Source organism: Clostridium swellfunianum (assembly GCF_023656515.1).
GTDB lineage: Bacteria > Bacillota > Clostridia > Clostridiales > Clostridiaceae > Clostridium_AT > Clostridium_AT swellfunianum.
Genome location: NZ_JAMOFV010000006.1, coordinates 4026142 through 4052304, shown reverse-complemented (window position 1 = coordinate 4052304; position 26163 = coordinate 4026142). Strand labels below are relative to the sequence as shown.

Here is a 26163-nt window from a genome sequence, read left to right as displayed (position 1 = left end):
CTGCAGCCTCACCTAATAGGATTGGTGCAGGGCTCAGAGGCTTGCTTCAATAAACCATTTTTACTCCTTTTCAGCTTACGGAGCTCTCTGTAAAAAACGAACTTATTTACTCTTCTCTTCATAGCCACACTAACTATAGGATTTTAACTATGAAACTAAACTTATATATGTCATAAAACAGGCAGCTTTAAGCCTTTTTAGGACATGTATAAGTTAACAGTTGAATTTAAAAACCTATAACTATATTTTTATTATAATATATGCTATTTAATATATTATGTCAATAGTATATGATTAGCATATATTTTATGTTTTTTGGCAACAAATATTTTATTAAAAGCTTAGAATAACTTTTTCAGAAAATAAATATAATTTAGTAGGACAAAGCTTTGAAGCAAAAGGATATAAGGACTGATAAGCTTTATGTGCTAATAGGGGATGTAGGGAGGCTTAATATGGACAAGTTTGTAACCTTAGACTACCTTGGAACGTTTGCAGGGATGGTAGCTGCAGTTGTGTTAATAACTCAATTTACAAAAGAATTAATAGACAAGTTTGCAAAAAACTTGCCTACAAAGTATGTAGTATTTGTATACTCTCTAATAATTTTAATCGCCTATCAACTTATGACAAATACATTTGAGTTTTCAAGACTGCTGCTGACTATAATTAATGCCATACTTCTAACTATGACAGCTCAAGGCGGCTATGAATGGACTTTCAAACCTATAGAACAGAAGAATAAGTAAATAGAAAACACCTTGAAGTGTGAGGCTTCAAGGTGTTTTTGCTAATAATTATCTTAACATAATTACTCCATGTAGAATATTATGGTAAAAAGTAAGTTTCTTTGAATAACTTATGGTCGGCAAGTTTTCCATGGGGGGATAAGCATGAATACTTTCAGACGTATAACTCAGGTTTTTAATAAAGCAGAGATAATACCTTTTGACGATAACTCAAAATTTGTTCTAATGAGTGATTGCCATAGGGGGAATGGAAGCTCTGCTGATGATTTTGTAAAAAATAAGCTTCTTAATTTAACAGCTTTAAAGCATTACTACAATAATAAATACACTTACATTGAAATTGGTGATGGAGATGAACTTTGGAAGAATAAAAAAATGTCTGATATTGTTGAGGTACACAGAGATGTATTTTGGTTTTTATCCAAGCTTTACAAAGAGGGTAGACTTTACTTTATCTACGGCAACCATGATTTGGCTAAGCAAGATGAAAAATATGTTAAGAATAATTTATATTCATATTATGATCCACGAGAAAAAAGAAGTATACCTCTATTTAAGAATATTAAGATTCATGAGGGACTTGTGCTAGAGCATAAACAATTAGGGTATAAAATACTTCTAGTCCACGGACATCAGGGAGATTTTATTAATGATAGGTTTTGGAAGCTTGGTAGATTTTTAGTAAGATATTTGTGGGGACCTCTGTCTTCCATAGGGATAAATGATCCAACAAGTGTTTCAAAGGATTATTATAAAAAGGAAGCTGTAGAGAGGAAGCTTATTGAATGGGTTCAAAAAAATAAGCACATGCTTATAGCAGGACACACTCACAGGTCTATGTTTCCTGATGCAGGAGAGATACCATATTTCAATGATGGAAGTTCTGTTCACCCACGTTGTATTACAGCCATTGAGATATCAAAAGGCAGTATAGAGCTGGTTAAATGGAATGTTCAAACTAAAGATGATGGTTCAGTATTTGTTGGAAGAGAAGTATTGGCAGGGCCCAAAAGTTTAAAGGATTATTTTGATGAAGCTTATAGAACTTTGAACGAAAAATAGCAAAAGTGTGGAGATTTAAAAGTCTCCACACTTTAATTAGCTTTGAAGTAGCGAAGTTTTAACTTTTGAAAATGCATAGTCTACTGCAGATTCCAAATTATTTATGGATTTTCCTCCTCCTTGAGCAGAGAAGCTGCTTCCGCCGCCTTTTCCATCTATCAAGGTTATTGCATCCTTCAGAAGATTATTCATATTAATTGTCTTTAAATCTTTAGAGCACATGAATATGAGGTTAGCAGATGCATCTGTCTTTAAGCCATAAAGAACTACTACATTTTCTAAAGAAGTAAGCTTGGAAGCTAATAAATTTACATACTTCATGTCTCTATTAGTAAATACATTCTTTACTATACGGACATTTGCAGCTGTTTCTGAGCTGTTAATAATATTTTGAACTTCATAATCTGCCACCTGTGATTTTAATGCTTTATTTTCCGCCGAGATGCAGCTGTATTCTGAAGTCATGTTATTTATTTTTATAAGAACTTCTTCCTCATTACAGTTAAAGCTCCTGCAAAGTTTGCTTGAGAATTTATAGGTTTTTAATGCATCTGCAGCAGCTCGTTTTCCGCAAATATACTGTATTCTTAAATTCCCCTTAGCTTTTTCCTTGCCCTTAATTTTTAAGAGCTGTACTTCTATAGTGGATTTAGGATGAAGACCGCAGCAGGCGGTAGTATCCGTATCCATAACTCGCACAACCCTCAATTCCTCTTCTTTTATATCTGGGACTCTTCTTAAGGAAAGCTTTTTTAGTTCTGATTTACTAGGGGTTAAAAATTCCACTGGCCTCATGTCAAAAATATATCGGTTCACAAGTTCTTCAGCTTTTTCTAATTCCTCATCACTTAAGTGTTTATCTATATCTGTTGTGCATATATCTTTTCCTAGATGAAAACTAACAGTATTAGCACCAAATAATTCTAAGAAGGCGGCGGACAATAGGTGCTGCCCCAAATGCTGCTGCATACCGTCAAATCTAAAATCCCAATCTATTTTACATTTTGCTTTATGAATTTTTATAGGCTTTTTATTTGAAACATGATATATGGTACCGGCTGCTTCGTATACGTAAGATACTTTACTGTCTTCAATAAATCCTATATCGCAAGGTTGACCACCGCCTCCAGGGAAGAAGGCCGTTTTATTTAACTCAATGTGAAATAAGCCCTCCTTTTCAATAACGTTTAATATTTCTGCTGTAAATTCTCTTATATATTGATCTTCATAATAAAGCTTTTGCGTCATGATAAAAGTCTCCTTACGTCCTTTGTTTGCTAAGTTATAATTATAGCACAATATAAAAAAAGTGCCAGCCAAAGAAAGATTAAATTGGCTGGCAGAGTGATATATTTATTATGGGAAAATTAGTGCTAAATTCTAAAAAAGTTAACAATATAAGAAGATATAAATATAAGAACATAAGAATTTAATATCCTTAGCAAGCTTATTAGAGATCTCGACTTGAATAAAATCAGGATCTTCGCTTTTAGAAGCAACTGCTGGTGAGTAACTAGAAATAATACAATGTATACAGTTGTTAGGATAGAAACGGCTTAATGTTAGGAATTAAGGTTATTTTGTTACTTTAATATAATACTACTTTAAATGAGTGGTATATGTCAAAATATTTCATATTTCTAATTACTTTACATTAAAACAAATTTTATTGTTTATTTTATTAATGAGTATACTGATGTCAAATTATAGTTTACATAACACCTAAAATAGCATGGCTGCAATAAAAGTGGCTAAATACAATTTAATGAATATTAAAACTGGGTCAACAAAAAAATATTGGTTACTACAGATAATTGAATGAAAACTATGATAAAATATCAATATCAAATAGAAAATAGAGGAGAAACTTTTGTGAATAAAATAATAGGAAAAATTCAATATAATGCACCTGTAATTCTAAACTTTACCTTACTTTCTTTTATAAGCTATATATTAGGTCAATTTACAAAAAACTTTACCACTACACTAATCTTTTCAAATTATAAAACTTCCTTTGCAGATCCAATGCAGTACGTGAGGTTGTTCAGCCATATACTTGGTCATGCAAATTGGGCACATTTTGCCGGCAACTTTATTATCATACTTATTATTGGTCCAATGCTTGAAGAAAAGTATGGATCAAAAACCTTAGTACAGATGATACTAATTACTGCTTTAGTTACTGGACTGATTCACACCTTGTTTTCTAATACTATTCTCTTAGGTGCTAGTGGAGTAGTGTACATGTTTATTATCTTAAGTTCCTTTGCAAATACGGAAGCAGGAAAGATTCCTCTTACATTAATAATCGTTTTTATTATATTTGTAGGTAGAGAAATATTTAGCGGAGTAACAGCACAAGATAACATATCTCAAGTCTCTCATATTATTGGTGGAATCTGCGGTGTCTTTTTTGCTTTTAGAAAATCACGAAGAGATTCTTAAGTTTAGAATTATAAAACAATTGACAGTCTCTTAACATTTAAATCAGAGGCTTGTCAATTTTTTTTATGCAATTTTATTAAGCAAAAGCTTATATTTCTGTTAAAGTATCAATAAAACAAACAAGAATTTAAATTAAAAAGAATATTATTATATATTGCAATATTTAAAATATTAATATAATATAGTAATGTGACAATAATTTAACAATATTTATGGGGGATAAAAGATGAATAATTCATTTGACTTTAGCAAGCTGGATGAAATTTTAAAAAAACACCAATTTAAAAGCAGCAATATAATTGCAATACTTCAAGATACCCAGGAGGCGTACAGATACCTTCCTAAGGAAGTATTCAGCTACCTTTCTGAAAAATTAGGTATTAGCAGAGCAAAGATATATAGCGTTGCTACTTTTTATGAAAACTTTTCCTTGGAGCCTAAAGGCCAATATGTAATTAAGATTTGTGATGGAACAGCCTGCCATGTTAGAAAGTCCATTCCTATATTAGACAAACTTAGAAAAGAATTAGGGCTTTCAGATTCCAAGCATACAACTGACGATCTAATGTTTACTGTGGAGACAGTTTCTTGTCTTGGAGCCTGTGGATTAGCACCTGTTTTAACAGTTAATGATAAGGTTTACCCAGCCATGACAACAGATAAGGCGGGAGAATTATTAAAAACTCTTAGGAAAGGGGAGAATTAGCATGCTTCTAAATAGAGAAGAATTTAAAAATGCAGTAGACTTGTACAAGGCTAGCTTAAAAAAACAGCACAAAAAAATTCTTATATGCGCTGGTACGGGCTGTGTTGCCGGTGGCGCTTTAAAAATTTATGATGAGTTCATAAGAATTATGGGGGAAAAAGGTATAGATTGCTCCATAAGTCTTGAGAAGGAACCCCATGATAATTCTGTTGGAATTAAGAAAAGCGGCTGTCATGGATTTTGCGAGATGGGACCATTAGTTAGAATTGAGCCTTGGGGCTATTTATATATAAAGGTTAAACCTGAAGACTGTGAAGAAATTATAGAAAAAACTATAGTTAATGATGAGTGTGTTGAAAGACTTGCCTATACTAAGGATGGAAGTATCTATAGGAAGCAGGAAGAAATCCCTTTCTATAAGAAGCAAACTAGGCTTGCACTTGAGCACTGCGGGCATATAGACTCTACTTCGATAGAGGAGTATTTGGCAGTTGGCGGATATGAGGCTTTTGAAAAAACTCTATTTGACATGACCTCTGATGAAATAATAAAGCAGATTGAGGAATCGGCTTTAAGGGGGCGCGGTGGAGGCGGCTTCTCAACTGGTAGAAAGTGGTCTCAGGTTAAGCGCCAGCAGGAGCCTATGAAATATATTGTATGTAATGGTGACGAAGGAGACCCAGGTGCTTTTATGGATAGAAGCGTTATGGAAGGAGATCCTCATAGAGTTCTCGAAGGCATGATGATTGCAGCTGTTGCTTGTGGAGCTCAGGAAGGCTATATATATGTACGTGCGGAGTATCCTTTAGCTGTAAGCAGACTTAACAATGCTATTGAGGAAGCAAGACGTTGGGGGTTATTAGGAAAAAATGTTTTAGGAACAAACTTCAGCTTTGATATAAAAATAAATAAAGGAGCAGGTGCCTTCGTTTGTGGTGAGGGAAGTGCTCTTACAGCATCTATTGAAGGAAAAAGGGGGATGCCTAGGGTTAAGCCTCCTAGAACTGTTGAACAGGGATTGTTTGGAAAACCAACAGTGCTTAATAATGTTGAAACCTTTGCCAATGTTCCATCAATAATAAGTAAGGGATCTGAGTGGTACAAGTCTATTGGACCTGAAAAGAGTCCTGGAACCAAAGCTTTTGCTTTAACAGGGAACATCGAAAATACAGGACTTATTGAGGTTCCTATGGGAACACCTTTAAGAGAGGTAATATTTGATATTGGCGGAGGCATGAGAGATGGAAAAGGCTTTAAGGCTGTCCAGATAGGAGGTCCTTCTGGAGGCTGCTTGACAAAAGAACATCTTGATTTACCTCTAGACTTTGACTCGCTTAAGAAAGCTGGGGCTATGATAGGATCTGGCGGTTTAGTAGTTATGGATGAAGATACCTGTATGGTTGAAGTGGCAAGATTTTTTATGAATTTTACACAAAATGAATCCTGTGGAAAGTGCGTGCCTTGTCGTGAAGGTACCAAGAGAATGCTTGAAATACTTGAAAGAATTGTTGCTGGTAAGGGTGAGCTTGAGGATATAGATATGCTGTTAGAGCTTGCAGACACAATATCTTCAACAGCACTTTGCGGCTTAGGAAAAACTGCAGCATTCCCTGTAGTTAGTACAATAAAGAATTTTAGAGATGAGTATGTAACTCATATAGTAGATAAGAAATGCCCATCAAAAACCTGCAGCAAGCTAAAGACTATTTTTATCGAGGAAGAGACTTGTAAAGGATGCTCCAAGTGCTCGAGGATTTGCCCAGTGGGTGCTATATCAGGTAAAGTTAAGTCGCCTTACAAAATAGATAAAGATAAGTGTATTAAGTGCGGCGCTTGTATTGAGTCTTGTGCTTTCAAGGCTATAAAGGAGGATTAAGGGAATGAGTGGACAGTTTATGCTTATAGATGATATTCCTGTTGAAATAAATGGAGAAAAAAACATACTTGAACTTGTTAGAAAGGCTGGGATTGATCTTCCTACCTTCTGCTATTACTCTGAGTTATCAGTATACGGAGCATGCCGTATGTGCATGGTGGAAAACAAGTGGGGCGAAATTGAAGCTGCTTGCTCAACTCCCCCTAAGGCTGGAATGGAAGTAAAAACAAATACTCCAAGGCTTAGAAAATATAGAAAGATGATACTTGAGCTTCTTTTATCAAATCACTGCAGAGACTGTACTACCTGTGAGAAGAATGGTCATTGCAAGCTGCAGGATTTAGCACAGCGTTTTGGTATTAAGGAAATACGATTTGACAACACCTCAGAAAATAGAATGTTAGACAAATCATCAGTTTCAATAGTAAGAGATAAGAGCAAGTGCATATTATGCGGTGACTGCGTAAGAATGTGTGATGAAGTGCAAAATGTTGGAGCAATCGACTTTGTTAAGAGGGGTTCAAAGATGACTGTAAGTACAGCTTTTGATGAACCTATAGCTGAATCTAATTGCGTAGGCTGCGGGCAATGTGCTGCAGTTTGTCCAACAGGAGCTATTGTTATAAAAAATGATACATCAAAGCTTTGGAAGGAATTAAGCGACAAAGATACTAAGGTTATAGTACAAATTGCGCCTGCTGTCAGAGTTGGAGTAGGGGAGGAACTTGGATTTACGGATGGAGTCAATGTAATGGGGAAGCTTGTAGCTTCATTAAGAAGAATGGGTTTTGACGAAGTTTTTGATACTTCTACAGGAGCAGATCTAACAGTTTTAGAAGAAACAGGAGAGTTTTTAAAGAGGCTGGAAAGTGATGAAAAACTTCCACTATTTACATCCTGCTGTCCTGCTTGGGTTAGCTATGTTGAAAAGAACTACCCTGAACTTATTCAAAATGTTTCTACATGCCGCTCTCCAATGCAGATGTTTTCAGCTGTACTTAAGGAACATTACAAACATTCAAATAGAAGAATAGTAACTGTGGCAGTTATGCCTTGCACAGCAAAGAAATTTGAAGCGCAAAGGGATGAATTCAAAAAGGATGATATTCCTTGTACAGATTATGTTATTACTACTCAAGAACTCATTCAAATGATAAAGGAATCTGGTATTGTCTTTTCAGAAATAGAGCCTGAAGCTGTAGATATGCCTTTTGGAGCTAGTAGTGGAGCAGGGGTTATCTTCGGAGTGACAGGAGGAGTTACAGAAGCTGTTATAAGAAGAGTTTTAGATGATAAATCCACAACTACACTTCGTACAGTAGCTTTTAATGGTGTAAGGGGTATGAAGGGCCTTAAGGAAACTAAGGTTACAGTTGGTGATCGTGAATTAAAAATAGCAATTGTGAGCGGCTTAAAAAATGCAGATGATGTTGTAAAGAAAATAAAAGCTGGTGAAGTGCAGTACGATTTTATAGAAGTAATGGCTTGCCCGGGAGGATGCATAAGCGGTGCTGGTCAGCCTTTTGCAAAAGCCGAAGGAAAAATAAAGAGAGGGGCAGGCTTATACGAAGCTGATAGAATGAGTAGTATAAAGCGTTCAGAAGAGAATCCTGTTATGATGAGCTTGTACTCAGGGCTTTTAAAGGGAAAGGTTCACGAGCTTCTTCATGTTCATTATAAGGGAAGGGAGTAGTTGATATGGTAACTATAAGTGTTTGTGTAGGCAGTGCCTGTCACATTAAAGGCTCCTATAATGTTCTTAACGTTTTTCAGCAGATGATTGAAGAATATAATATATCTGATAGGGTGGAACTGAAAGCAGTATTTTGTTTGGGACACTGCACTGAAAGTGTATCGGTGATGGTAGATGATGATAAGATTTTCAGTGTTTCAGGAACTACGGCTAGAAGTTTTTTTCAGAATGAGATAATTCCTAAAATATAGTAAAAAAGAACAATTAACAGCTTTCAATTAGCTGTTAATTGTTCTTTTTTATATGGAATAAATTATTTAAATAAAATCCTATCTGTAACTTCAGCCACTGAATTACAGCCAGTTAGTATCATAGCAGATCTTAAATCATCAGCTATAGTGTCGATATATATTTTAACCCCCTCGGATTGACCTCCAAAGGAAGCAGAAACAAAAGGTCTTCCAATTAGAACTGCATCAGCCCCAAGAGCAAGCATTTTAAGCACATCAACACCATTTCTTACACCGCCATCGGCAAGTATAGTTATCTTTCCCTTAACTTTAGCTGATATTTCAGGTAGTACATCTGCAACTCCTGGTGTTTGATCCAGAACTCTGCCACCATGATTTGATACAACTATTGCTGCTACACCAGCTTCAACGGCTAATTCAGCTTCGTCAGGAGTCATAATTCCTTTTAATATGAAAGGCAGTTTTGTGCTTTGAACTATTTCCTTTATATCCTGTACAGTTTTTGGTCCCACTGGCTTACCGTGAAGGGCCAGAGTTATAAGACCAGCAGCATCTATATCCATACCAACAGCATAAGCACCTGCTTCTTCAGCAAGGCGTATTTTACTAATGACTTCAGAGTTTTTCCAAGGCTTTATAAATGCAACTCCATCTCCGCCTGCCTTTTTGAGTTCTTCCAGGTTTGTAATTAAGAAAGAATCTACAGCTGTATCGCCAACCATTGGGTAAAGCCCAGCTTTAAGGCAGCCATCGATTACCCAGGATATGTATTCCTGCTCAGTAAACTTTCCGCCCATATTAAGGGTTGTACCAGATACAGGAGCAGCAAACACAGGTATTCTCATTTTCCTTCCAAATAACTCTATTGAAGTGTCAGGATTGCTTGCATTGTGAAGAACTCTCATGTTGAGCTTATGCTTTCTAAGAGCATCAATATTAATAGTAAAGGCTTCTCCAGTTCCTTTCCCACCCATGCCAGGAATTTCTCCAGAGCAAACCTTTCCATTACATACAGGACAAACTCTGCAGCTACCATTTAAATTTGACTTTGCTGTTTTTAATACTTCTTTGTAATTCATAGTCATCCACCCCTAAATAATTTTAAATTTAAAGCTACAAATTGATTTTAGCACAATGAAGTACTTTAAGTCTAATATAAAACCTTTATAATAATTAAAGCTGCGGTTTACATAGAAGCTGTACCGCAGCTTTTAATTACTATGCGCTCACTTTAGATGACTGAGCTTGTGTTTTCTTATTTGCAGCTGTTAAAAATACTGCAAGAGCTCCTATTGCAACTGCTATACCGATTGGGTAAGCTATTGTGCTTGAAAGCTTGAAGCCTTCTGGAGCAACAAGAATGTAAGTTATTGAAACTGCAGTCATAAAGGTTGCAGGTACCGTAGCTATCCAGTGAATTTGCTTTCTTAAAGCTAGATACATAGCGGATGCCCAAAGCACTATCATAGCTAAAGTTTGATTAGACCATGCAAAATATCTCCAAAGAATATTAAAATCTATTCTAGTTAAAATAAAGCCTATAACAAATAGTGGAACAGTTATCATAAGTCTGTTTTTCATTGGTCCTTGCTTGTAATTAAGGAAATCTGCAATTGTAAGTCTAGCACTTCTAAAGGCAGTGTCGCCAGAAGTAACAGGACAGGCAACAACACCTAGTATTGCAAGCGCTCCCCCAAATTTGCCTAAAAGAGTGTTAGATATTGTACTTACTACCCAACCTTGTCCTCCATTGGCATTCATTTGAGCACTAAGTTCACCTGTACTGCCAAAGAAAGCTATAGCAGCTGCTGCCCATATTAAAGCAACAATGCCTTCAGCTATCATAGCTCCGTAGAATATTGCTCTACCTTGCTTTTCAGAAGTTATACATCTAGCCATAAGCGGGGATTGAGTCGAGTGGAAACCTGATATAGCTCCGCAAGCTATTGAAATAAACATAAGAGGCCAAATTGGAAGATTTTTAGGGTGTAAATTGGTTAAGGTAATTTCAGGTATTTTATACCCTCCAAATATTATACCGCCTGATACTCCTAAAGCCATTATCAGAAGACAAACACCAAATATGGGATAAATCTTCCCTATAAGCTTGTCTATTGGAACTAATGTAGCTAGTATATAATAAGCAAATATAACATATACCCAAAACTTTGCATCTAAAGCTGCAGGTGTTAATGAAGCTAAAAGATTTGCAGGAGTGGTTATGAAAACAACACCCACAAGAATTAGAACAACAACAGAGAAGCCTCTCATGAAGTTTTTAAAACCTGGTCCAAGATACTTTCCAACAACCTCAGGAATACTTGCTCCATCGTGCCTTACTGAAAGCATACCCGAAAGATAGTCGTGAACACCACCAGCAAATATTGAACCTAATACAATCCATAGGAAAGCAGCAGGACCCCATAATGCACCTGCTATAGCACCGAAGATTGGGCCAGTACCAGCAATATTTAAGAATTGGATTAAGAAAATTTTCCAAGCGGGCATTTTAACAAAGTCAACACCATCTTCAAGTCTAACAGCTGGAGTTTGGACACTATCGTCTGCACCGAAAGCTTTTTCCACGACTTTGCTGTAAATAAAATAGCCTATAAGCAAGGCAGCAATAGATAAAAAGAATGATACCATAAAAATAACCTCCTACAAAATTTATTTTACAAGTTAATTATAAAATAAATGTATATGTTTACATTGAATATTTCGTTAAATAACAAAATGGGCACATGAAATGCATTCATATGCCCATTAAGTGTTTAAATCGTGTAATATTGTGCCTGCTTACTGGAACTTCGGCTACTATTCCTTGAAGTTTTAGCATGTAGGTATTATTAAACCAAGGTATAATTTCTGTTATTTTATCCAAATTTACTATATAAGATCTATGGCATTTAAAAAAGATTTCTTGTGGCAGTTTTTTATACAGCTCCCCTATGCTTGAAGTGATTTTAAATTCTTCAGACTTTGTATATATGAAAACATCGTGCTCATTAGCTCTGCAATAGTAAATATCAGTTAAATTTAGAACGAAAAGTTTTTCGTTCTTCCATATTGTAAGCTTGTTGTTGCTGCATTTGCCAACAGAGCAGCCTTCAAGCCTTTTTAGAGTATCTGCTATTCTGTTTTCTGAATAAGGTTTAAGTATATAATCGAAGGCGGCTACTTCAAAGGCCTCTACAGCATAATCTCTATAAGCAGTAATAAAAACTAATAGAGGTTTTGACTTTTGAGTATTTATCACTCTGCTGAAAGCAAGACCATCAAGCTTTGGCATATTAATATCAAGAAAAATTATATCAACTAAATTATTTTGAATATATTCAAGTGCTTTTATACTGTCGTCAAACTTCTCGGTAATTTTTATTGAGCTGAAATTAGAAATAAAATAGCTTAGTTCCTGTATAGCAGGAAGTTCGTCATCAACTATAATACAATTCATAAATTTAGTCTCCTTTCTTTAGCTTATGAAGGATAAAACTTATTTTAGTTCCTTTAGAAAGACGTTCTATTTTAAGACTAGAGCCGTATATATGGAGAAGTCTATTATAAACATTTGAAAGTCCAATCTTATTTTCAGGAAGATTGCCTTCATAAATGCTTTCGATTATTTCCTGCGGTATTCCTATGCCATCATCCTCAACAGATATAAGCGTTTCATCTAAGTTGTGTTTTTTTACTTGAATTTTAACATTGCCAGAGCCAGAGCCTTTCAAAATGCCATGCTTTATAGAGTTTTCAACTAACGGCTGAATTATAAGCGAAGGGATCTGCATATGCAGCGTTTCATCTATATCATAAAGTACATGAAGTTTGTCTCCAAAGCGGGCTTTCTCAATCTCAACGTAGGCTTTTACTTGTTCAAGCTCCTTGCTTATGTCAACAAAAGTACTGTTTTCTTCTATATTATGCCTTAAATAGGTTGATAAATTAATTATTAACTCACGAGCTCCATTTGGATTAAATCTCATAAAAGATACTATAGTATTTAAGGCATTAAAGAGAAAATGAGGATTTATTTGTGCCTGAAGAGCTTTTATCTCTGCTTTTGCTGCCATATCTCTTAACTTTCCAACCTTGCTTATCTCAAGTTGAGTAGATATAAGCTGAGAAAGGCCAAGAGCAAGCTTTTCGTTAGTAAAGGAAATACCATTCTCCTTAGCATAATAAAGCTTCAGTGTGCCTATAACTTCATCTCCTTCTTTAAGTGGGGCTACAACGGCAGACTTTAGCGAGCAGTGCCTGCAGAAGCATTGTATTTCTTTTGGAGAATTTAAGATGCGCATAATTCCATCATCAATAACCTTTAAGGTTGCATTAGTTTGAATTGGCTGCCCGCATATATGATGATCCGCGCCAAGCCCTTCATGAGCTAAAATTGTAGTTTTGTCTGTTATAGCAACAGCTGCGGCTCCAGTAGAATCTTTTATTATTGAACATATTTTCTTAAAAGAATCATTGTTTATATCCCTGAAATAAGGTAGGGTTTTATTTGCAATTTCTAGTGCTAGCTGGGCCTGTTTTGCTGCTATCTGTTCTTTTTCCTTAAATAACTTTTCAATAATAATAATAAGTATTGATATTCCAAAGGCGTTTGTAAAACTCATTGGTAAGTATATGCTTTTTACTATAGACAAAGCTGCCGGGAAGGGCTTAGATATTATGAGTATGAGAAACATTTCAATACTCTCCATAACAAATCCGCCTAAAAACCCATAGAACCACTTTCCGTATTTTGTTCCTTTTTTATATATTAATGCAGAAGCAAATCCTGCTAATATGGTACTTATAGCACAAGGTATAGAAGTTATTCCGCCAACATCATAGGTAAATCTATGAAGACCCGCGACTACTCCGGAAACGATGCCTACAAAAGGTCCGCACAATATGCCGCCAGCCATTATTCCTATAATCCTTGTATTAGCTATTGCGCCATATACGTCTGTTCCTGAATAAGTTCCTAGTATTCCAAATACAGAAAAAATTGCAGATAATATAATAAGTTCTACCTTTCCGAATTCGTTCTTTTGTATAATTTTTTTAAATACAGATAAGTTTGAGATTATAAAAGCTATAATTATTATATAGCTTAGATTATTAACAAGGCCTTTTAATAAATTAATCATGTTATACCTCAACAAGTTAGTTATAATAATAGATGAAAATACGAAACGCTTACTACTATTGTAACTATTAGATTTTTGCAGTTCAAGGAAAAAGAATAATGTAAAGTTAAAAAATATGAGTTATAATTATTTATAAGAAATTTTTAAAATAAAATGTAGAAAATAACAATCTTTATGAGCTTCTAACAATTACAGGAGGGGTAGAAATGTTGAAAGATAAGATAGTTTTTATTAGTGGCGCCAGCAGTGGATTAGGAGAAGCTATGGCTAAAAAGTTCGCAAAGGAAGGTGCAGTACTGCTGCTTTGTGCTAGAAATTTTAAAAAGCTTAACTTGTTAAAGGCTGAGCTTGAGAGCAAGTATGGGAATATGGTTTATACATATGAACTGGATATTAGGGACAGAAAAGCAGTAGATAAGGTATTTGATAGCATTCCATCAGAATTGAGAAATATAAACATATTGATAAATAACGCAGGACTTGCTTTGGGACTTGAAAAGGTTCAGGAAGGAAGCCTTGATGATTTTGATGAAATGATTGATACAAACGTAAAAGGACTTTTATATTTAACTAGGAAAGTAGTTCCAAGCATGGTTGAAAACCAGAGAGGGCACGTAATAAACATAGGTTCAATAGCAGGAGTTCAAGCTTATCCTAATGGCGCTGTGTATTGTGCTACTAAAGCTGCAGTTAAATTTATTAGTGATGGCTTGAGAATGGATTTAGTTCATACCCCAATTAAGGTAACAAATATACAACCTGGAATGGTAGAGACTAATTTCAGCGTAGTTAGATTCCATGGGGACGAGGAAAGAGCCACAAAAGTATATGATGGAATCAAGGCTCTTAGTGCTGAAGATATTGCGGATGTAGCGCTTTATGCTGCCACTGTACCAGAACATGTTCAAATCTGTGAAATTACAGTTACTCCAACTCATCAAGCTAGCGGTACGGTGATCTACAAAAAATAAAGAGATATACTGAGTTAATTTAATATTAATAATGATAAAAAAGAGATATGTTTTAGCAAGAAGAACATATCTCTTTTTTAATTTTGATGATTATTAATAGGAAGAATGGTTGGGAAGTTTTTGAAAAATGAATTATACAAAATTAAATAATTCAATACTTAAATAAAATTATTGAAAGTACACCTTTAATATGCTAAAATAATATCACAAAATGCAATTATAAAAATAAAATAATTCATAGGGGGCTGCTTTGAATGAAAAAAATATCTTTGACGCATCAAATTCTTTTTGCACTAATATTCGGTATTATCTTTGGGGTTATTGCTAATGCGTTTTTCCCCTTACCCTTTAATAATGAGGTAAGCAAGTGGGTGTTGGTACCGCTTGGCAAAATGTTTATAAATGGAATAAAAATGCTTGTGGTACCTCTTGTACTTTGTTCTTTAATTTGTGGTGCGGCTAGTATAGGGGACATAAGAAAACTCGGCAGGGTAGGAGGTAAAATATTTGTTTTTTACCTTGCTACAACTGCTGCTGCAGTATCTTTAGCTCTAATTTTAGCTAATCTAATAGATCCAGGAATAGGCACTAGCCTTGCTGCTATGGGCAAGGAGTTTAAAGCTGTGCAAGCTCCATTTGTTATGGATATTTTTACAAACATGATACCAACAAATCCTATTGAATCTCTAGTTAAAGGAGATATGCTGCAAATAATATTTTTTGCCATAATATTTGGAATTGCAATGACTATGCTTGGAGAAAAAACAAAGCCATTATTTAATACTATAAATCAAATTAATGAAGTACTATTAAAAATTATAGGATTAATAATGGTAACAGCTCCAATAGGTGTTTTTGCTCTAATCTCAAATGTTATTATGTTTCAAGGTATAGCAGTACTGCTTCCACTAATAAAATACGCTTTAACTATTGTACTTGGATTGATAGTACAAGTTGTGTTTGTATATGGTATTTTTCTTAGGGTGCTTGGAAAGGTTAATCCTATTTATTTCTTCAAAAAGTTCTGGCCAGTAATGACAGTAGCCTTTTCAACTTCCAGCAGTAATGCAACGATACCAATAAACCTGGAGGTGTGCGAGAAAAAGCTTGGTGTTCCAAAGCCCATTGCAAGTTTTACAATCCCTTTTGGTGCAACTGTTAACATGGACGGTACAGCAATAATGCAGGGAGTTGCAACTATATTTTTAGCTCAACTCTACGGAGTTAATCTTAATTTTCAATCTATGCTTATGATTATCCTTACTGCAACTTTAGCTTCAATAGGTACAGCAGGTGTTCCGGGAGCAGGAATGGTTATGCTTTCAATGGTGCTTCTTCAGGTTGGAATACCAGTTGAAGGTATTCCGATAATATTGAGTATTGATAGAATCCTTGACATGATGAGAACAGTAGTAAATGTAACTGGAGATGCTGTAGGTACTGTGATTGTAGCTAATTCAGAAAAAGAACTTAATTTAATAGCATATAATAATGAAATAGAATCTGAAGCAGCAATGTAGAAAAAAAGACTTGTATCATAATTTTGAGATGCAAGTCTTTTTGTTTTTAATTATTTGCTACCCCCCTATTTTAAAAAATATAGACGTATAAAACTATTAGACGAGTTGTATAAATTCCATATATTATAAAAGTAGAAGTAGGTGTAGCTATGGAGAAAGAAGATTTAGAAAGTGTATATATAAGACTTATAGAAAAAATTCGTATGGATTTAAATGAAATTGAAGTATATTGTGCAGATTACTTTATTAAAGAAAAAATACATAAAATAATAGAATATATTGACCAGGACACTAAAAACAATAGGACTGTTCTAGCGGATCTAATAAAGGAAAAGATGAATGAAACAAAAACCATGAATTCAGATTTAAATACAGATTTTTATTTTCTATATAGAAAATTTCTGGATGGTAAGATAAATATACAGGATGCACAGCAAATGTATGATATGTATTCAAAAGAATTAAAAACACCTTAACTTATAAGGGCAATCAGTGCTAAAGCATTGATTGCCTATTGCTTTATATTATATAATACTATACAATAGAACACATGTTCTTTAGGTTTTGCTTTACATTTTCGTAAAATCATATTAAATTTATAACAGGGAAATAATATGGGATGGTATATGATTATTTTCTTGTACATACAGTTTTAAAGGAGAAAATAGCATGGAAGATAATAGTAAGGTTAAAGGTTCCTATGATGTCACAGACTTAACTTCCTTAGAGAAGCTTGAACCCGTGCGAGTGAGACCGGGAATGTATATAGGCTCTACTGGATCCAAGGGACTTCATCATTGTCTTTGGGAGATTTTAGACAACGCTATTGATGAGATATCAAATGGCTATGGAGATAAAGTAACGATTAAATTAAATAAAGATAAGAGCGCAACGGTTATAGATAATGGAAGAGGGATTCCAACTGGAATACATCCTGTTAAAAAGAAATCAGGAGTGGAAATGGTTTTTACTGAACTTCACACAGGTGGAAAGTTCGATAATAAGAATTATAAGACTTCTGGAGGACTTCACGGAGTTGGTGCAGCAGTTGTAAATGCTTTATCTGAGTGGCTCGAAGTTGAGGTTTATCAGAATGGACAAGTACACAGACAGAGATTTGAGTATGCTTATGATAAGCAATTAAAAAGGAATATGCCTGGAACAGCAGTAACGCAACTTGAGGTGATAGGAAAAACTAAAGAAACAGGTACCAGGGTAACTTTTAAGGCAGAAAAAGATGTCTTTTCTACTATCGAGTTTAAGTTTGAAATTATAGATGAAAGACTTCAAGAGCTTGCTTTTCAAAATAAAGGTATAACTCTTGTTTTAATAGATGATAGAGGCGAAGAACAATTAATTAAAGAATATCATTCAGAAAATGGATTACTGGATTTTATAAAATATATAAATGAGAGTAAAACAGTTATTCACGAAATTCCAATAATATTTGAGGGTGAAAGAGAAATAAATGGACTCAACCTTTATGGGGAAGTGTGCATGCAGTTTACCGATTCAACAAGTGAATATATTTTAAGCTATGTTAATAACATACCTACCCGTGATGCTGGAACTCATGAAAGCGGATTTAAGACAGGCATGACGAGAGCTTTTAAGGAATGGGCTAAAAAGCTTAATCTTCTCAAAGAAAAGGATAAGGAATTTGAAGGTGATGATCTAAGAGAAGGTTTAACTGCTATTATCAGAGTTAAAATAAGCAATCCAATTTTTGAAGGGCAGACAAAAAATAAGCTTGGAAACAATGAAGCTTATACTATGATGAATGACTTAGCCTATACAAAATTTTCAGAGTGGATTGAAGATAATAAAGACACGGCGGCGATGTTTATAAATAATGCCCTGGAAGCTGCTGCAAGAAGAGAAAAAATCAAGAAGATAAATGAGGCTGAAAAGAAAAAAGTAGGGAGAGGAACAGCACCTCTTGCTGGTAAAATAGCAGTATGTACTTTAAGAGATCAATCCCTTTGTGAATTTATAGTAGTTGAGGGAGATTCAGCTGGCGGAAGTGCGAAACAGGCTAGAGACAGACGGTTTCAGACTATAATGCCTTCTAAAGGTAAAATTATGAATACAGAAAAGCAAAAGCTTGAGAATGTTCTAAGCAGCGAAGAACTTAAAATATTCAACACGGCTGTTGGTACTGGAATCTTGGATAACTATAGGGAAGAAGAATTAAAGTACGACAAAATAATAATAATGAGTGATGCAGACGTGGACGGGTACCATATTAGAACTCTGTGGATGACTTATTTATACAGATACATGAGACCACTTATAGAAAAAGGTCATTTATATTTGGCTTCACCTCCACTATATAAGGTATACAAGACTGAAAAAAAAGGTGAAGTTGCTAAGTATGCTTATAGTGATGACGAGCTTGAAGCAGTGAAAAAGCAAATAGGAAAAGGTGCTCTTATACAAAGGTATAAGGGGCTTGGAGAAATGAATGCAGACCAGCTTTGGGATACAACCTTAAATCCCGAAACCAGAACTCTTCAGCAGGTTACTATAGAAGATGCTGCAAAGGCTGAGAAGATGGTGTCACTGTTAATGGGTGATGTAGTTGAGCCTAGGAAAAATTATATGTACAAGTATGCTGAATTTTAAAGGAGGATTAAAGGATGGCTAAAAAGATAGATATCCCAAAGGACGGTAATATAGTCAAGGTTCCGATAGAAGAGGCTATGCCTGAGAATTATCTTCCTTATGCTGTAGAGGTTGCAAAAGACAGAGCCCTTCCAGATGCAAGAGATGGCTTAAAGCCTGTACACAGAAGAATTATATATGGAGCATATATGCTTAAGGCTTTTCCAGATAAGCCTTATTATAAGTCAGCGAGAATTGTTGGAGATATACTAGGTAAATTTCACCCCCATGGGGACTCTTCGGTCTATGAAGCCATGGTCATACTTGCTCAGGACTTCTCTACAAGAAAACCTCTTATAGACGGACATGGAAACTGGGGAAGTCAAGATGGAGACAGTGCTGCTGCAATGCGTTATACCGAGGCAAGGTTAACTAAGTTAGCTATGGAAATGATCAGGGATATGGATAAAGATGTAGTTGATATGATGGAAAACTACTCAGGTACTGAACTTGAACCAAAGGTGCTTCCGAGTAGATATCCAAACCTTTTGGTTAATGGTGCTTTTGGCATAGCTGTTGGACTAGCTACAAACATACCTCCTCATAATTTAAACGAAGTCATAGATGGAGCTTTAGCTTATATTGACAATAATAATATAACAACAAATGATCTGCTTCAATATATAAAGGGTCCGGATCTACCTACAGGCGGAATAATCATAGGGAAAAATTCCTTGCTTTCTGCCTATGAAACTGGAGAAGGAAAGGTTACTTTAAGAGCTAAGGCTTATATAGAAAAGCTGGAAAATGGAAGACTAGGAATAGTAATCACAGAATTCCCTTATAGAAAGTCTAAAGCAAAGCTTTTACAGACTATATCAGAAATGACAGACGATAAAAGGCATGCTAAAGCCTTAGAAGCAATAACAGATATAAGAGACGAATCTGACAGAAATGGTATAAGAGCTGTTATTGAACTAAAAAAAGTAGTAGATATGGAAGGCGCAGAAAAGCTTCTTAAATATCTATACAAAAAGACAGATTTGCAGTCTAATGTAAGCTTTAACATGGTTGCGCTTGCAAATGGAAAGCCTGCAACTATGGGGCTTAAAACAATGCTTATGCATTATGTGAACCACCAAAGAGAGGTAGTAACAAGAAGAACTCAAAGAGAACTTCAAATTGCCGAAAAGAGATTTCATATTGTTGAAGGCTTTATTAAGGCTATTGATATTTTAGATGAAATTATAGCTGTTATCAGGGCTTCAAAGTCTAAGAAGGACTCGGAACTCAATTTGATGAACACTTTTGGATTTACTGAAGTCCAAGCTCAAGCCATAGTAGAACTTATGCTTTATAGACTTACAGGGCTTGAGATAAAGGCCTTTGAAAAGGAGCATAGGGAGCTTGAAAAGGAAATAAAGAGATTAAGAAAAATTCTTGAAAGCGAAAAGGAACTTTTAAAGGTTATAAGAGCTGAGCTTACTGAGGTTAAAGAAAAGTATGGCGATGCTAGACGGACTGAGGTTATTGAAAATGATGAAGAGGCAAAGATTGATATCGAAGAGCTTATAATAGTTGAAGATACTGTAGTGACTCTTTCTAATGAAGGATATATAAAAAGGGTTCCCTTAAAATCCTATAATAGGTCCAACAGCAATGTTGAAGATATAGATTTTAGAGAAGGAGATTTCAACAAATTCTTGTTTGAATCCAACACAAAGCATACTGTCTTATTTTTCACTGATAAGGGAAATATGTATCAGCTTAAGGGAACGGCTATTCCGGAGTTTAGGTGGAAGGAAAAAGGTGAAAGACTGGATGCTATAATAAGAGGACTAGATTTGAGCTTAGAAAAAATAATTTCAGTTTATTCTGTTGAAGATTTATCAATTCCTAAGGATTTTATCTTTATAACCAGCAAAGGAAACATGAAGAAGACTTCCGTTGATAAATTTATTTCTGCATATACAAAGCTTGTTGCTTTGAGAGTGAAGGAAGATGAGACTCTAATCAAGGTCAACTTTGTTGAGAAAGAAAGAGAAGAAAAATTTATAAAGCTTACCACCAAACAAGGGCTTTACTTTACAGTATTGGAGCCAAATATTGAGTCTGCTGACAGAAATATAGCTTCAACATCCTTAGTTCAGCTTCCAACAAAAGAAGAAATTATTGATGCTGAATTTGTATCTTCATATGAATATAAGGAATTTTTCCTGGCAATTAATGAAGATGGTATTGTAAGACAAGTTGCTAGCAGAAGAAATATAACTAAGAAAGAAAAAGGAGTATTTACAAATACTAACGAAAAGCTTTTAATATTCTTAGATAACGGAAGTGTAATAAATATTTCCGCAAATATATTTAGCAGCCTAAAGGAAGAAGGGCTTAATTTAATTGGTCTTCTTAATAATGACTCAAATATTAAGGTGTTGAATGTACTAGGAGTTAAAGATTTTACTAATTCTGTTGAAGTATTGTTTATTTCTAAGAAAGGTCTAGTTAAAAAGACAAAGCTTGAAGAGTTTAGCGGTGATTATTTGAATACACAGGCTTATAAGTTAAAAACTGAAGAGGATGAGCTTATTGCGGTAGATTATACTTTGCAGGAAGATAACAAGGACATAATTATTGTCACTAGAAAAGCACTATGCATCCGCTTTAAATCAAGTGATATTCCAGCTATGGGAAAAGTAGCTTCAGGTGTAATAGGTATAAGTCTTAAAGAAGAAGATGAAGCTGTTTTTGCTGCTTTAGTAACACCTGGTGATGTAAATGCAACTCCTGGATTAGATGAGATAGCTCTAGCTTCTTCTGAGGAAAAGGAACTAGTTCTTGTAACAAGCAAGAAAAATAAGCTTTCTGTTAAGCTTGGACAAATTAAACAACAAAATAGAGCTGGTAAAGGTACTAATCTTACTATACTTGTTTTTGATGAAATTATAAAAGAAGGTAAAATAAATTAAATAGTTTTTTAAAAATTACAATATGAAACGTTAACAATTGCTCCTTTTTAAAAGAAAGGAGCAATTTCTTTATTAGTTGTAAAAACGTAATCGAAGAGGGTACATAAAGCGAGATTTTTAACATAAAACAAACTAAATGTAAACTTTTTATTAATAATTAGACTTTAGAAGCGTTATTTAGGCTAAAAGGATTAAAAACAAACTTTGTCCCAAGACAAGCCGTGATATATAATTGAGAAATATTGCGCGCAGTGAAAATTTTTATCAGGAGTGTAAATTATGTTCTCAAAATTAAGAAGACTATTAATTGGTGAAACGTTAAGTTCAGAACAATTAAGTCATGAAAAGTTCAGTGTACTATGGGGATTGCCTGTACTGTCAAGTGATGCTATTTCGTCAGTAGCCTATGCTGGTGAAGAAATACTATGGGTACTAATTCCTGTACTAGGTCTGGCATCGTATAAGTATATGTTTTACGCTGCACTCTGTATAGTTTTTTTGCTGTTTCTCTTGATTTTCTCTTACAGACAAACTATAGATAATTATCCTCAAGGCGGAGGTTCATATATAGTTTCTAAGGATAATTTAGGTACAATACCATCTTTAACAGCTGCGGCAGCTCTGTCTATAGATTATATACTAACTGTAGCTGTGAGTACCAGTGCAGGAACTGCTGCGATAACTTCGGCTATACCAGCACTTCTTGAACATAAGGTAATCATAACCATATTTATAATTTTAATTTTAACTATAGGTAATTTAAGAGGACTTAAGGATTCCTCAAAAATATTCGGTGTACCAACTTATTTGTTTATATTAGTTGTTGGAATAATGATTATAACTGGAATTATAAAGTATTATTTTCTTGGATATACTCCAAGCCGGCAGGTTATTATTGAAAACCAACAGACTTTAGGAAACATAACAATGTTCTTATTTATAAGAGCCTTTGCATCTGGATGTACTGCACTAACCGGAGTGGAAGCTGTAAGTGATGGAATTCCTAATTTTAAAGCACCAGCGCAAAAGAATGCAAAGATAGTTTTAGGCTTGCTTGCTGGAATAGTGTTGTTCATATTTGGAGGGTTATCCTATTTATCAACCTTGTACCATGCTGTCCCAAGTGAACAAATAACAGTTCTTGCACAAATAGGAACTCAGGTTTTTGGTAGTGGTTTTATGTTTTATGCTTTACAAATTACTACAGCTTTAATATTAATCATGGCAGCGAATACAGCTTTTGCAGATTTTCCACTGCTGCTTTCATTTATTTCTAGAGATGGTTACGCTCCTAGACAGTTTTCCAAAAGAGGAAAGAGATTAAGCTTCTCGAATGGAATAATACTTTTATGTATTGCAGCAAGTGCTTTAATTGTATTGTTTGGAGGAAAAACTCATGCCTTAATGCCATTATACGCTGTAGGTGTATTTATATCCTTTACCTTGTCTCAATCAGGAATGTTTGCAAAATGGATAAAAGAAAAGACTCCTGGTTGGAGACATAAAGCAGTTATTAATGGTTTGGGAGCGCTAGTAACTTTTATCACAGTAATCATCATTGGAGCCACAAAGTTTGTCCATGGTGCATGGGTTGTATGTATAATGATACCTGTATTAGTTACAGTAATGCTTAAAATTAAGGAACACTATAATAGAGTAGCCGAGCAGCTTAAGCTTACTGAAGAATTAAGGCCAAAGTTAGCGGTTGATTTAGAGGACAAATGTAAGGTAATAATTTTGGTTGACAGTTTAAATAAGTCTTTTGTTAAATCCTTAAATTATGCTAGAAGTATATCAGGGAATATAACGGCTTTCCACGTGTCTATTGATAATGAAGAAACTGAGAAACTTAAAAGACGATGGAAAGAATATGATGCTGGTATTCCTCTTGTCATAAAACATTCTCATTATCGAGATATTTATGATCCGCTTATAACATATATTGAGTCAGAGGAATATGAAACAAAACCTGGAGAGACAATTACGGTTGTTCTAACTCAATTTGTAATAACCAGGTGGTGGCATAATGTTCTTCACAATCAGACTGCTCTATTCATAAAGAATATGCTTTATAAGCGAAGAAATATTGCCGTAGTTACAGTACCATATATAATAGAAGAATAACTTTTGTTTACTGATAATATAAACTCCTAGATGGACAATCTAGGAGTTTTTTATTATTATTGTGTTAGAAAAGGTGTTGAAAGGATATTGCTATGATTAAACATATTTTTAATAATAAATTAAAACTAATATATGAATACAGGCCTGGAAATTTAACTTCCTTCTGTATTGGCTTTGAAGCAGGAGCATTGATGGAAAATGGTTATAAGGCAGGAACAGCCCACGCTGTGGAACACATGCTTTTTAAGGGGACAAAAACTAGAAACGAATTTGAAATTAATAAGCTTAGCGATGAATTATTCGGGTTTAACAATGCTATGACTAATTACCCGTACTGTATTTATTATGGAACAACCCTAAGTGAGGATTTTTATAAGGGGGTTGAGCTTTACTCTGATATAATTTTAAATCCAAGTTTTCCATTTGAAGGCTTTAAGGAAGAAATATCTGTTATTAGCGAGGAATTAAAAGAATGGAAAGACGACATAATACAGTATTGTGAAGACGAACTTTTGCATAATTCCTTTAAGAAAAGAAGAATTAAAGATTTAATTATAGGTACCGAGGAAAGTGTAAAAGCTATAACCTTAGAGGAAATTACACAGTTTTATAATGAGTTTTATTCTCCGGAAAACTGTGTAATATCTGTTGTTTCATCATTGAGATTGGAAGAAGTTCTAGAATTGGTTGGTAATAATTTTGGAAGTTGGAACAAAAAGTATACAAAAAAAAATTTGAATTTGTATGAAGAGAATATTAGTGAAACTTTTAAAACATATAGGAAAGGTATCAATGGAGCAAAACTTCAATATATTTATCCTATACATGATTTAAATAGAGAGGAACTTAAAGTTTTAACGTTATTTAATTTAAGTTTTGGAGAAGGCACCAGCAGCTTACTGTATGATGAAGTAAGAACTAAGAGAGGTCTTGTTTATGACATAAGCAGTACAGTAAAATATGAAAAAGGTATAAAACTATTTTCAATAAACCTTGGGACTTCCTACGAAAATATTGATAAGGCAACTGTGCTGATAGACAATATAATAAGTAGAGTAAAAAAGGAGAAAAACTATTTCAATGCAAATAGAATTTCAAATATGTCAAGAATAATAAAACTAAAGAGAGAACTGAAGCTTGAAAGAGCTATAGTTCTTTGTAAGGAGTTAGCTACCTATGAGCTAATGTTTGGAGATGCAAATGTTTTTTACAATGAAATAGAGAATTTGGATAAAATAACTGAGGAACAAATATTAAGTACTGTAAATAAAGTACTCACCAATCCGTCAATTCAAATAATAACACCTGATTTATAAGATGCATAGGTAACAGGAAAGGGGTAAATATGAATAACATTTTGGTTATAGAAGATGAGGTTAATGTATCGGAAGTAATTAAAGCTTATTTAGAGAAGGAAGGATATAGGGTTTATTTAAGTAATAATGGACTTAAAGGTTTAGAATTGTTTAATACAATAGACTTTAAGCTTGTTATTCTTGATTTAATGCTGCCTGGCATTTCTGGAGAAGAAGTATGTAGAGCTATTAGAGAAAAATCACAGGTTCATATATTTATGCTTACGGCAAAAGGTGCTTTAGAGGACAAGATAGAGGGTCTTAATATTGGAGCAGATGAATATTTAGTAAAGCCCTTTAGTCCTAGGGAGTTGACTGCAAGAGTTAATGCTCTTTTTAGAAGGATAAATACAGCTGAAGTTCCGGAACTTATTTTTGATGAAGGTAGGCTTATTATTGACAGTGATAAGAGAGAAGTAAAGCTTGAAGGTGAAGATATTTCTTTAACTCCTAATGAATTTGATATACTTCATGTACTAGCATCCAATAGAGGGAAGGTATTCACAAGAGAACAGCTAATAGAGAAAACTATGGGCTATGACTTTGAGGGTTTTGATAGAACTATAGATGTACATGTTAAAAATTTAAGGAAGAAGCTCAAGGAAGATAGAAAACAGCCTAAGTATATAATTACTGTGTTTGGAATTGGATATAAGTTTGGAACAGATTAATGAGTAACAATATTTCCCAGGAAATTAAA

20 protein-coding genes and 1 other annotated feature (1 of these 21 only partly in view) are annotated in these 26163 nt (G+C 34.4%); of the genes, 15 read left to right on the top strand and 5 right to left on the bottom strand.

The features are described from left to right. Positions 1–131 (bottom strand) — a binding site (T-box leader); it reaches 122 nt to the left of the window's first position. 324 nt (positions 132–455) lie between these two features. Both NBE98_RS19245 and NBE98_RS19240 read left to right on the top strand, forming a co-directional pair. Further along, on the top strand, positions 456–749 hold the full coding sequence (locus NBE98_RS19245; protein WP_250816632.1) for a hypothetical protein: 294 nt from the start codon (positions 456–458) through the stop codon (positions 747–749). A gap of 144 nt (positions 750–893) precedes the next feature. Then, a complete protein-coding gene (locus NBE98_RS19240) occupies positions 894–1811 on the top strand; it encodes a metallophosphoesterase (RefSeq protein ID WP_250816631.1) in 918 nt (305 codons plus the stop codon). 36 nt (positions 1812–1847) lie between these two features. Here the strand turns inward: NBE98_RS19240 and NBE98_RS19235 are convergent, their stop codons facing one another. Next, positions 1848–3059, bottom strand: coding sequence for an alanyl-tRNA editing protein (locus NBE98_RS19235; protein WP_250816630.1), 1212 nt, complete (start codon positions 3057–3059; stop codon positions 1848–1850). 624 nt (positions 3060–3683) lie between these two features. Between NBE98_RS19235 and NBE98_RS19230 the strand changes: the two genes are divergently transcribed. From NBE98_RS19230 to NBE98_RS19210, 5 genes are all read left to right on the top strand, one after another. Further along, the gene (locus tag NBE98_RS19230) at positions 3684–4256 is read left to right on the top strand and encodes a rhomboid family intramembrane serine protease (RefSeq protein WP_250816629.1); all 573 of its coding nucleotides are present in this window, start codon (positions 3684–3686) and stop codon (positions 4254–4256) included. Positions 4257–4482: 226 nt separating this feature from the next. Continuing rightward, positions 4483–4962, top strand: a complete 480-nt coding sequence (locus NBE98_RS19225) for a complex I 24 kDa subunit family protein (protein WP_250816628.1) — start codon at positions 4483–4485, stop codon at positions 4960–4962. A gap of 1 nt (position 4963) precedes the next feature. Beyond that, positions 4964–6838, top strand: coding sequence for an NADH-quinone oxidoreductase subunit NuoF (gene nuoF, locus NBE98_RS19220; protein WP_250816627.1), 1875 nt, complete (start codon positions 4964–4966; stop codon positions 6836–6838). A gap of 4 nt (positions 6839–6842) precedes the next feature. Further along, on the top strand, positions 6843–8531 hold the full coding sequence (locus NBE98_RS19215; protein ID WP_250816626.1) for a [FeFe] hydrogenase, group A: 1689 nt from the start codon (positions 6843–6845) through the stop codon (positions 8529–8531). A gap of 5 nt (positions 8532–8536) precedes the next feature. Then, the gene (locus NBE98_RS19210; protein WP_250816625.1) at positions 8537–8782 is read left to right on the top strand and encodes a (2Fe-2S) ferredoxin domain-containing protein; all 246 of its coding nucleotides are present in this window, start codon (positions 8537–8539) and stop codon (positions 8780–8782) included. Positions 8783–8844: 62 nt separating this feature from the next. Here the strand turns inward: NBE98_RS19210 and NBE98_RS19205 are convergent, their stop codons facing one another. The 4 genes from NBE98_RS19205 to NBE98_RS19190 all read right to left on the bottom strand — a co-directional run bounded on the left by NBE98_RS19205 (position 8845) and on the right by NBE98_RS19190 (position 13923). Then, positions 8845–9861 (bottom strand): alpha-hydroxy-acid oxidizing protein, encoded by a 1017-nt coding sequence (locus NBE98_RS19205; RefSeq protein ID WP_250816624.1) that lies wholly within the window; start codon positions 9859–9861, stop codon positions 8845–8847. 139 nt (positions 9862–10000) lie between these two features. After that, complete coding sequence (locus NBE98_RS19200) at positions 10001–11431, bottom strand: carbon starvation CstA family protein (RefSeq protein WP_250816623.1); 1431 nt, start codon at positions 11429–11431, stop codon at positions 10001–10003. 106 nt (positions 11432–11537) lie between these two features. After that, the gene (locus NBE98_RS19195; protein ID WP_250816622.1) at positions 11538–12239 is read right to left on the bottom strand and encodes a LytR/AlgR family response regulator transcription factor; all 702 of its coding nucleotides are present in this window, start codon (positions 12237–12239) and stop codon (positions 11538–11540) included. A 4-nt stretch (positions 12240–12243) separates the two neighbouring features. Beyond that, complete coding sequence (locus NBE98_RS19190) at positions 12244–13923, bottom strand: sensor histidine kinase (protein ID WP_250816621.1); 1680 nt, start codon at positions 13921–13923, stop codon at positions 12244–12246. A 206-nt stretch (positions 13924–14129) separates the two neighbouring features. Between NBE98_RS19190 and NBE98_RS19185 the strand changes: the two genes are divergently transcribed. The 8 genes from NBE98_RS19185 (at position 14130) to NBE98_RS19150 (ending at position 26134) form a co-directional block, all read left to right on the top strand. Further along, positions 14130–14894, top strand: coding sequence for an SDR family NAD(P)-dependent oxidoreductase (locus tag NBE98_RS19185; RefSeq protein ID WP_250816620.1), 765 nt, complete (start codon positions 14130–14132; stop codon positions 14892–14894). Positions 14895–15148: 254 nt separating this feature from the next. Then, positions 15149–16414, top strand: coding sequence for a dicarboxylate/amino acid:cation symporter (locus NBE98_RS19180; RefSeq protein WP_250816619.1), 1266 nt, complete (start codon positions 15149–15151; stop codon positions 16412–16414). A 149-nt stretch (positions 16415–16563) separates the two neighbouring features. Next, positions 16564–16890, top strand: coding sequence for a hypothetical protein (locus NBE98_RS19175; protein WP_250816618.1), 327 nt, complete (start codon positions 16564–16566; stop codon positions 16888–16890). A gap of 193 nt (positions 16891–17083) precedes the next feature. Beyond that, entirely contained in the window at positions 17084–19039 is a 1956-nt protein-coding gene (locus NBE98_RS19170; RefSeq protein ID WP_250816617.1) for a DNA gyrase/topoisomerase IV subunit B, read from the top strand. A 14-nt stretch (positions 19040–19053) separates the two neighbouring features. After that, positions 19054–21984, top strand: a complete 2931-nt coding sequence (locus tag NBE98_RS19165) for a DNA topoisomerase IV subunit A (RefSeq protein ID WP_250816616.1) — start codon at positions 19054–19056, stop codon at positions 21982–21984. A gap of 279 nt (positions 21985–22263) precedes the next feature. Continuing rightward, positions 22264–24108, top strand: coding sequence for an APC family permease (locus NBE98_RS19160; protein ID WP_250816615.1), 1845 nt, complete (start codon positions 22264–22266; stop codon positions 24106–24108). Between the two features lie 92 nt (positions 24109–24200). Next, positions 24201–25424, top strand: a complete 1224-nt coding sequence (locus NBE98_RS19155; protein ID WP_250816614.1) for a M16 family metallopeptidase — start codon at positions 24201–24203, stop codon at positions 25422–25424. Positions 25425–25453: 29 nt separating this feature from the next. Continuing rightward, positions 25454–26134: a response regulator transcription factor gene (locus NBE98_RS19150; protein ID WP_250816613.1), complete on the top strand. Its 681-nt coding sequence runs from the start codon at positions 25454–25456 to the stop codon at positions 26132–26134. Positions 26135–26163 lie beyond the last annotated feature (29 nt).

Excerpts from the sequence above, each read along its gene's own strand:
- NBE98_RS19200 (WP_250816623.1), bottom strand. The coding sequence starts at position 11,431 with ATGGTATCATTCTTTTTATCTATTGCTGCCTTGCTTATAGGCTATTTT.
- NBE98_RS19235 (WP_250816630.1), bottom strand. The coding sequence starts at position 3,059 with ATGACGCAAAAGCTTTATTATGAAGATCAATATATAAGAGAATTTACA.
- NBE98_RS19165 (WP_250816616.1), top strand. The coding sequence starts at position 19,054 with ATGGCTAAAAAGATAGATATCCCAAAGGACGGTAATATAGTCAAGGTT.
- NBE98_RS19215 (WP_250816626.1), top strand. The coding sequence starts at position 6,843 with ATGAGTGGACAGTTTATGCTTATAGATGATATTCCTGTTGAAATAAAT.
- NBE98_RS19240 (WP_250816631.1), top strand. The coding sequence starts at position 894 with ATGAATACTTTCAGACGTATAACTCAGGTTTTTAATAAAGCAGAGATA.
- NBE98_RS19205 (WP_250816624.1), bottom strand. The coding sequence starts at position 9,861 with ATGAATTACAAAGAAGTATTAAAAACAGCAAAGTCAAATTTAAATGGT.
- NBE98_RS19190 (WP_250816621.1), bottom strand. The coding sequence starts at position 13,923 with ATGATTAATTTATTAAAAGGCCTTGTTAATAATCTAAGCTATATAATA.
- NBE98_RS19180 (WP_250816619.1), top strand. The coding sequence starts at position 15,149 with ATGAAAAAAATATCTTTGACGCATCAAATTCTTTTTGCACTAATATTC.
- NBE98_RS19175 (WP_250816618.1), top strand. The coding sequence starts at position 16,564 with ATGGAGAAAGAAGATTTAGAAAGTGTATATATAAGACTTATAGAAAAA.
- NBE98_RS19195 (WP_250816622.1), bottom strand. The coding sequence starts at position 12,239 with ATGAATTGTATTATAGTTGATGACGAACTTCCTGCTATACAGGAACTA.
- nuoF (WP_250816627.1), top strand. The coding sequence starts at position 4,964 with ATGCTTCTAAATAGAGAAGAATTTAAAAATGCAGTAGACTTGTACAAG.
- NBE98_RS19160 (WP_250816615.1), top strand. The coding sequence starts at position 22,264 with ATGTTCTCAAAATTAAGAAGACTATTAATTGGTGAAACGTTAAGTTCA.
- NBE98_RS19185 (WP_250816620.1), top strand. The coding sequence starts at position 14,130 with ATGTTGAAAGATAAGATAGTTTTTATTAGTGGCGCCAGCAGTGGATTA.
- NBE98_RS19245 (WP_250816632.1), top strand. The coding sequence starts at position 456 with ATGGACAAGTTTGTAACCTTAGACTACCTTGGAACGTTTGCAGGGATG.
- NBE98_RS19170 (WP_250816617.1), top strand. The coding sequence starts at position 17,084 with ATGGAAGATAATAGTAAGGTTAAAGGTTCCTATGATGTCACAGACTTA.
- NBE98_RS19210 (WP_250816625.1), top strand. The coding sequence starts at position 8,537 with ATGGTAACTATAAGTGTTTGTGTAGGCAGTGCCTGTCACATTAAAGGC.
- NBE98_RS19155 (WP_250816614.1), top strand. The coding sequence starts at position 24,201 with ATGATTAAACATATTTTTAATAATAAATTAAAACTAATATATGAATAC.
- NBE98_RS19225 (WP_250816628.1), top strand. The coding sequence starts at position 4,483 with ATGAATAATTCATTTGACTTTAGCAAGCTGGATGAAATTTTAAAAAAA.
- NBE98_RS19150 (WP_250816613.1), top strand. The coding sequence starts at position 25,454 with ATGAATAACATTTTGGTTATAGAAGATGAGGTTAATGTATCGGAAGTA.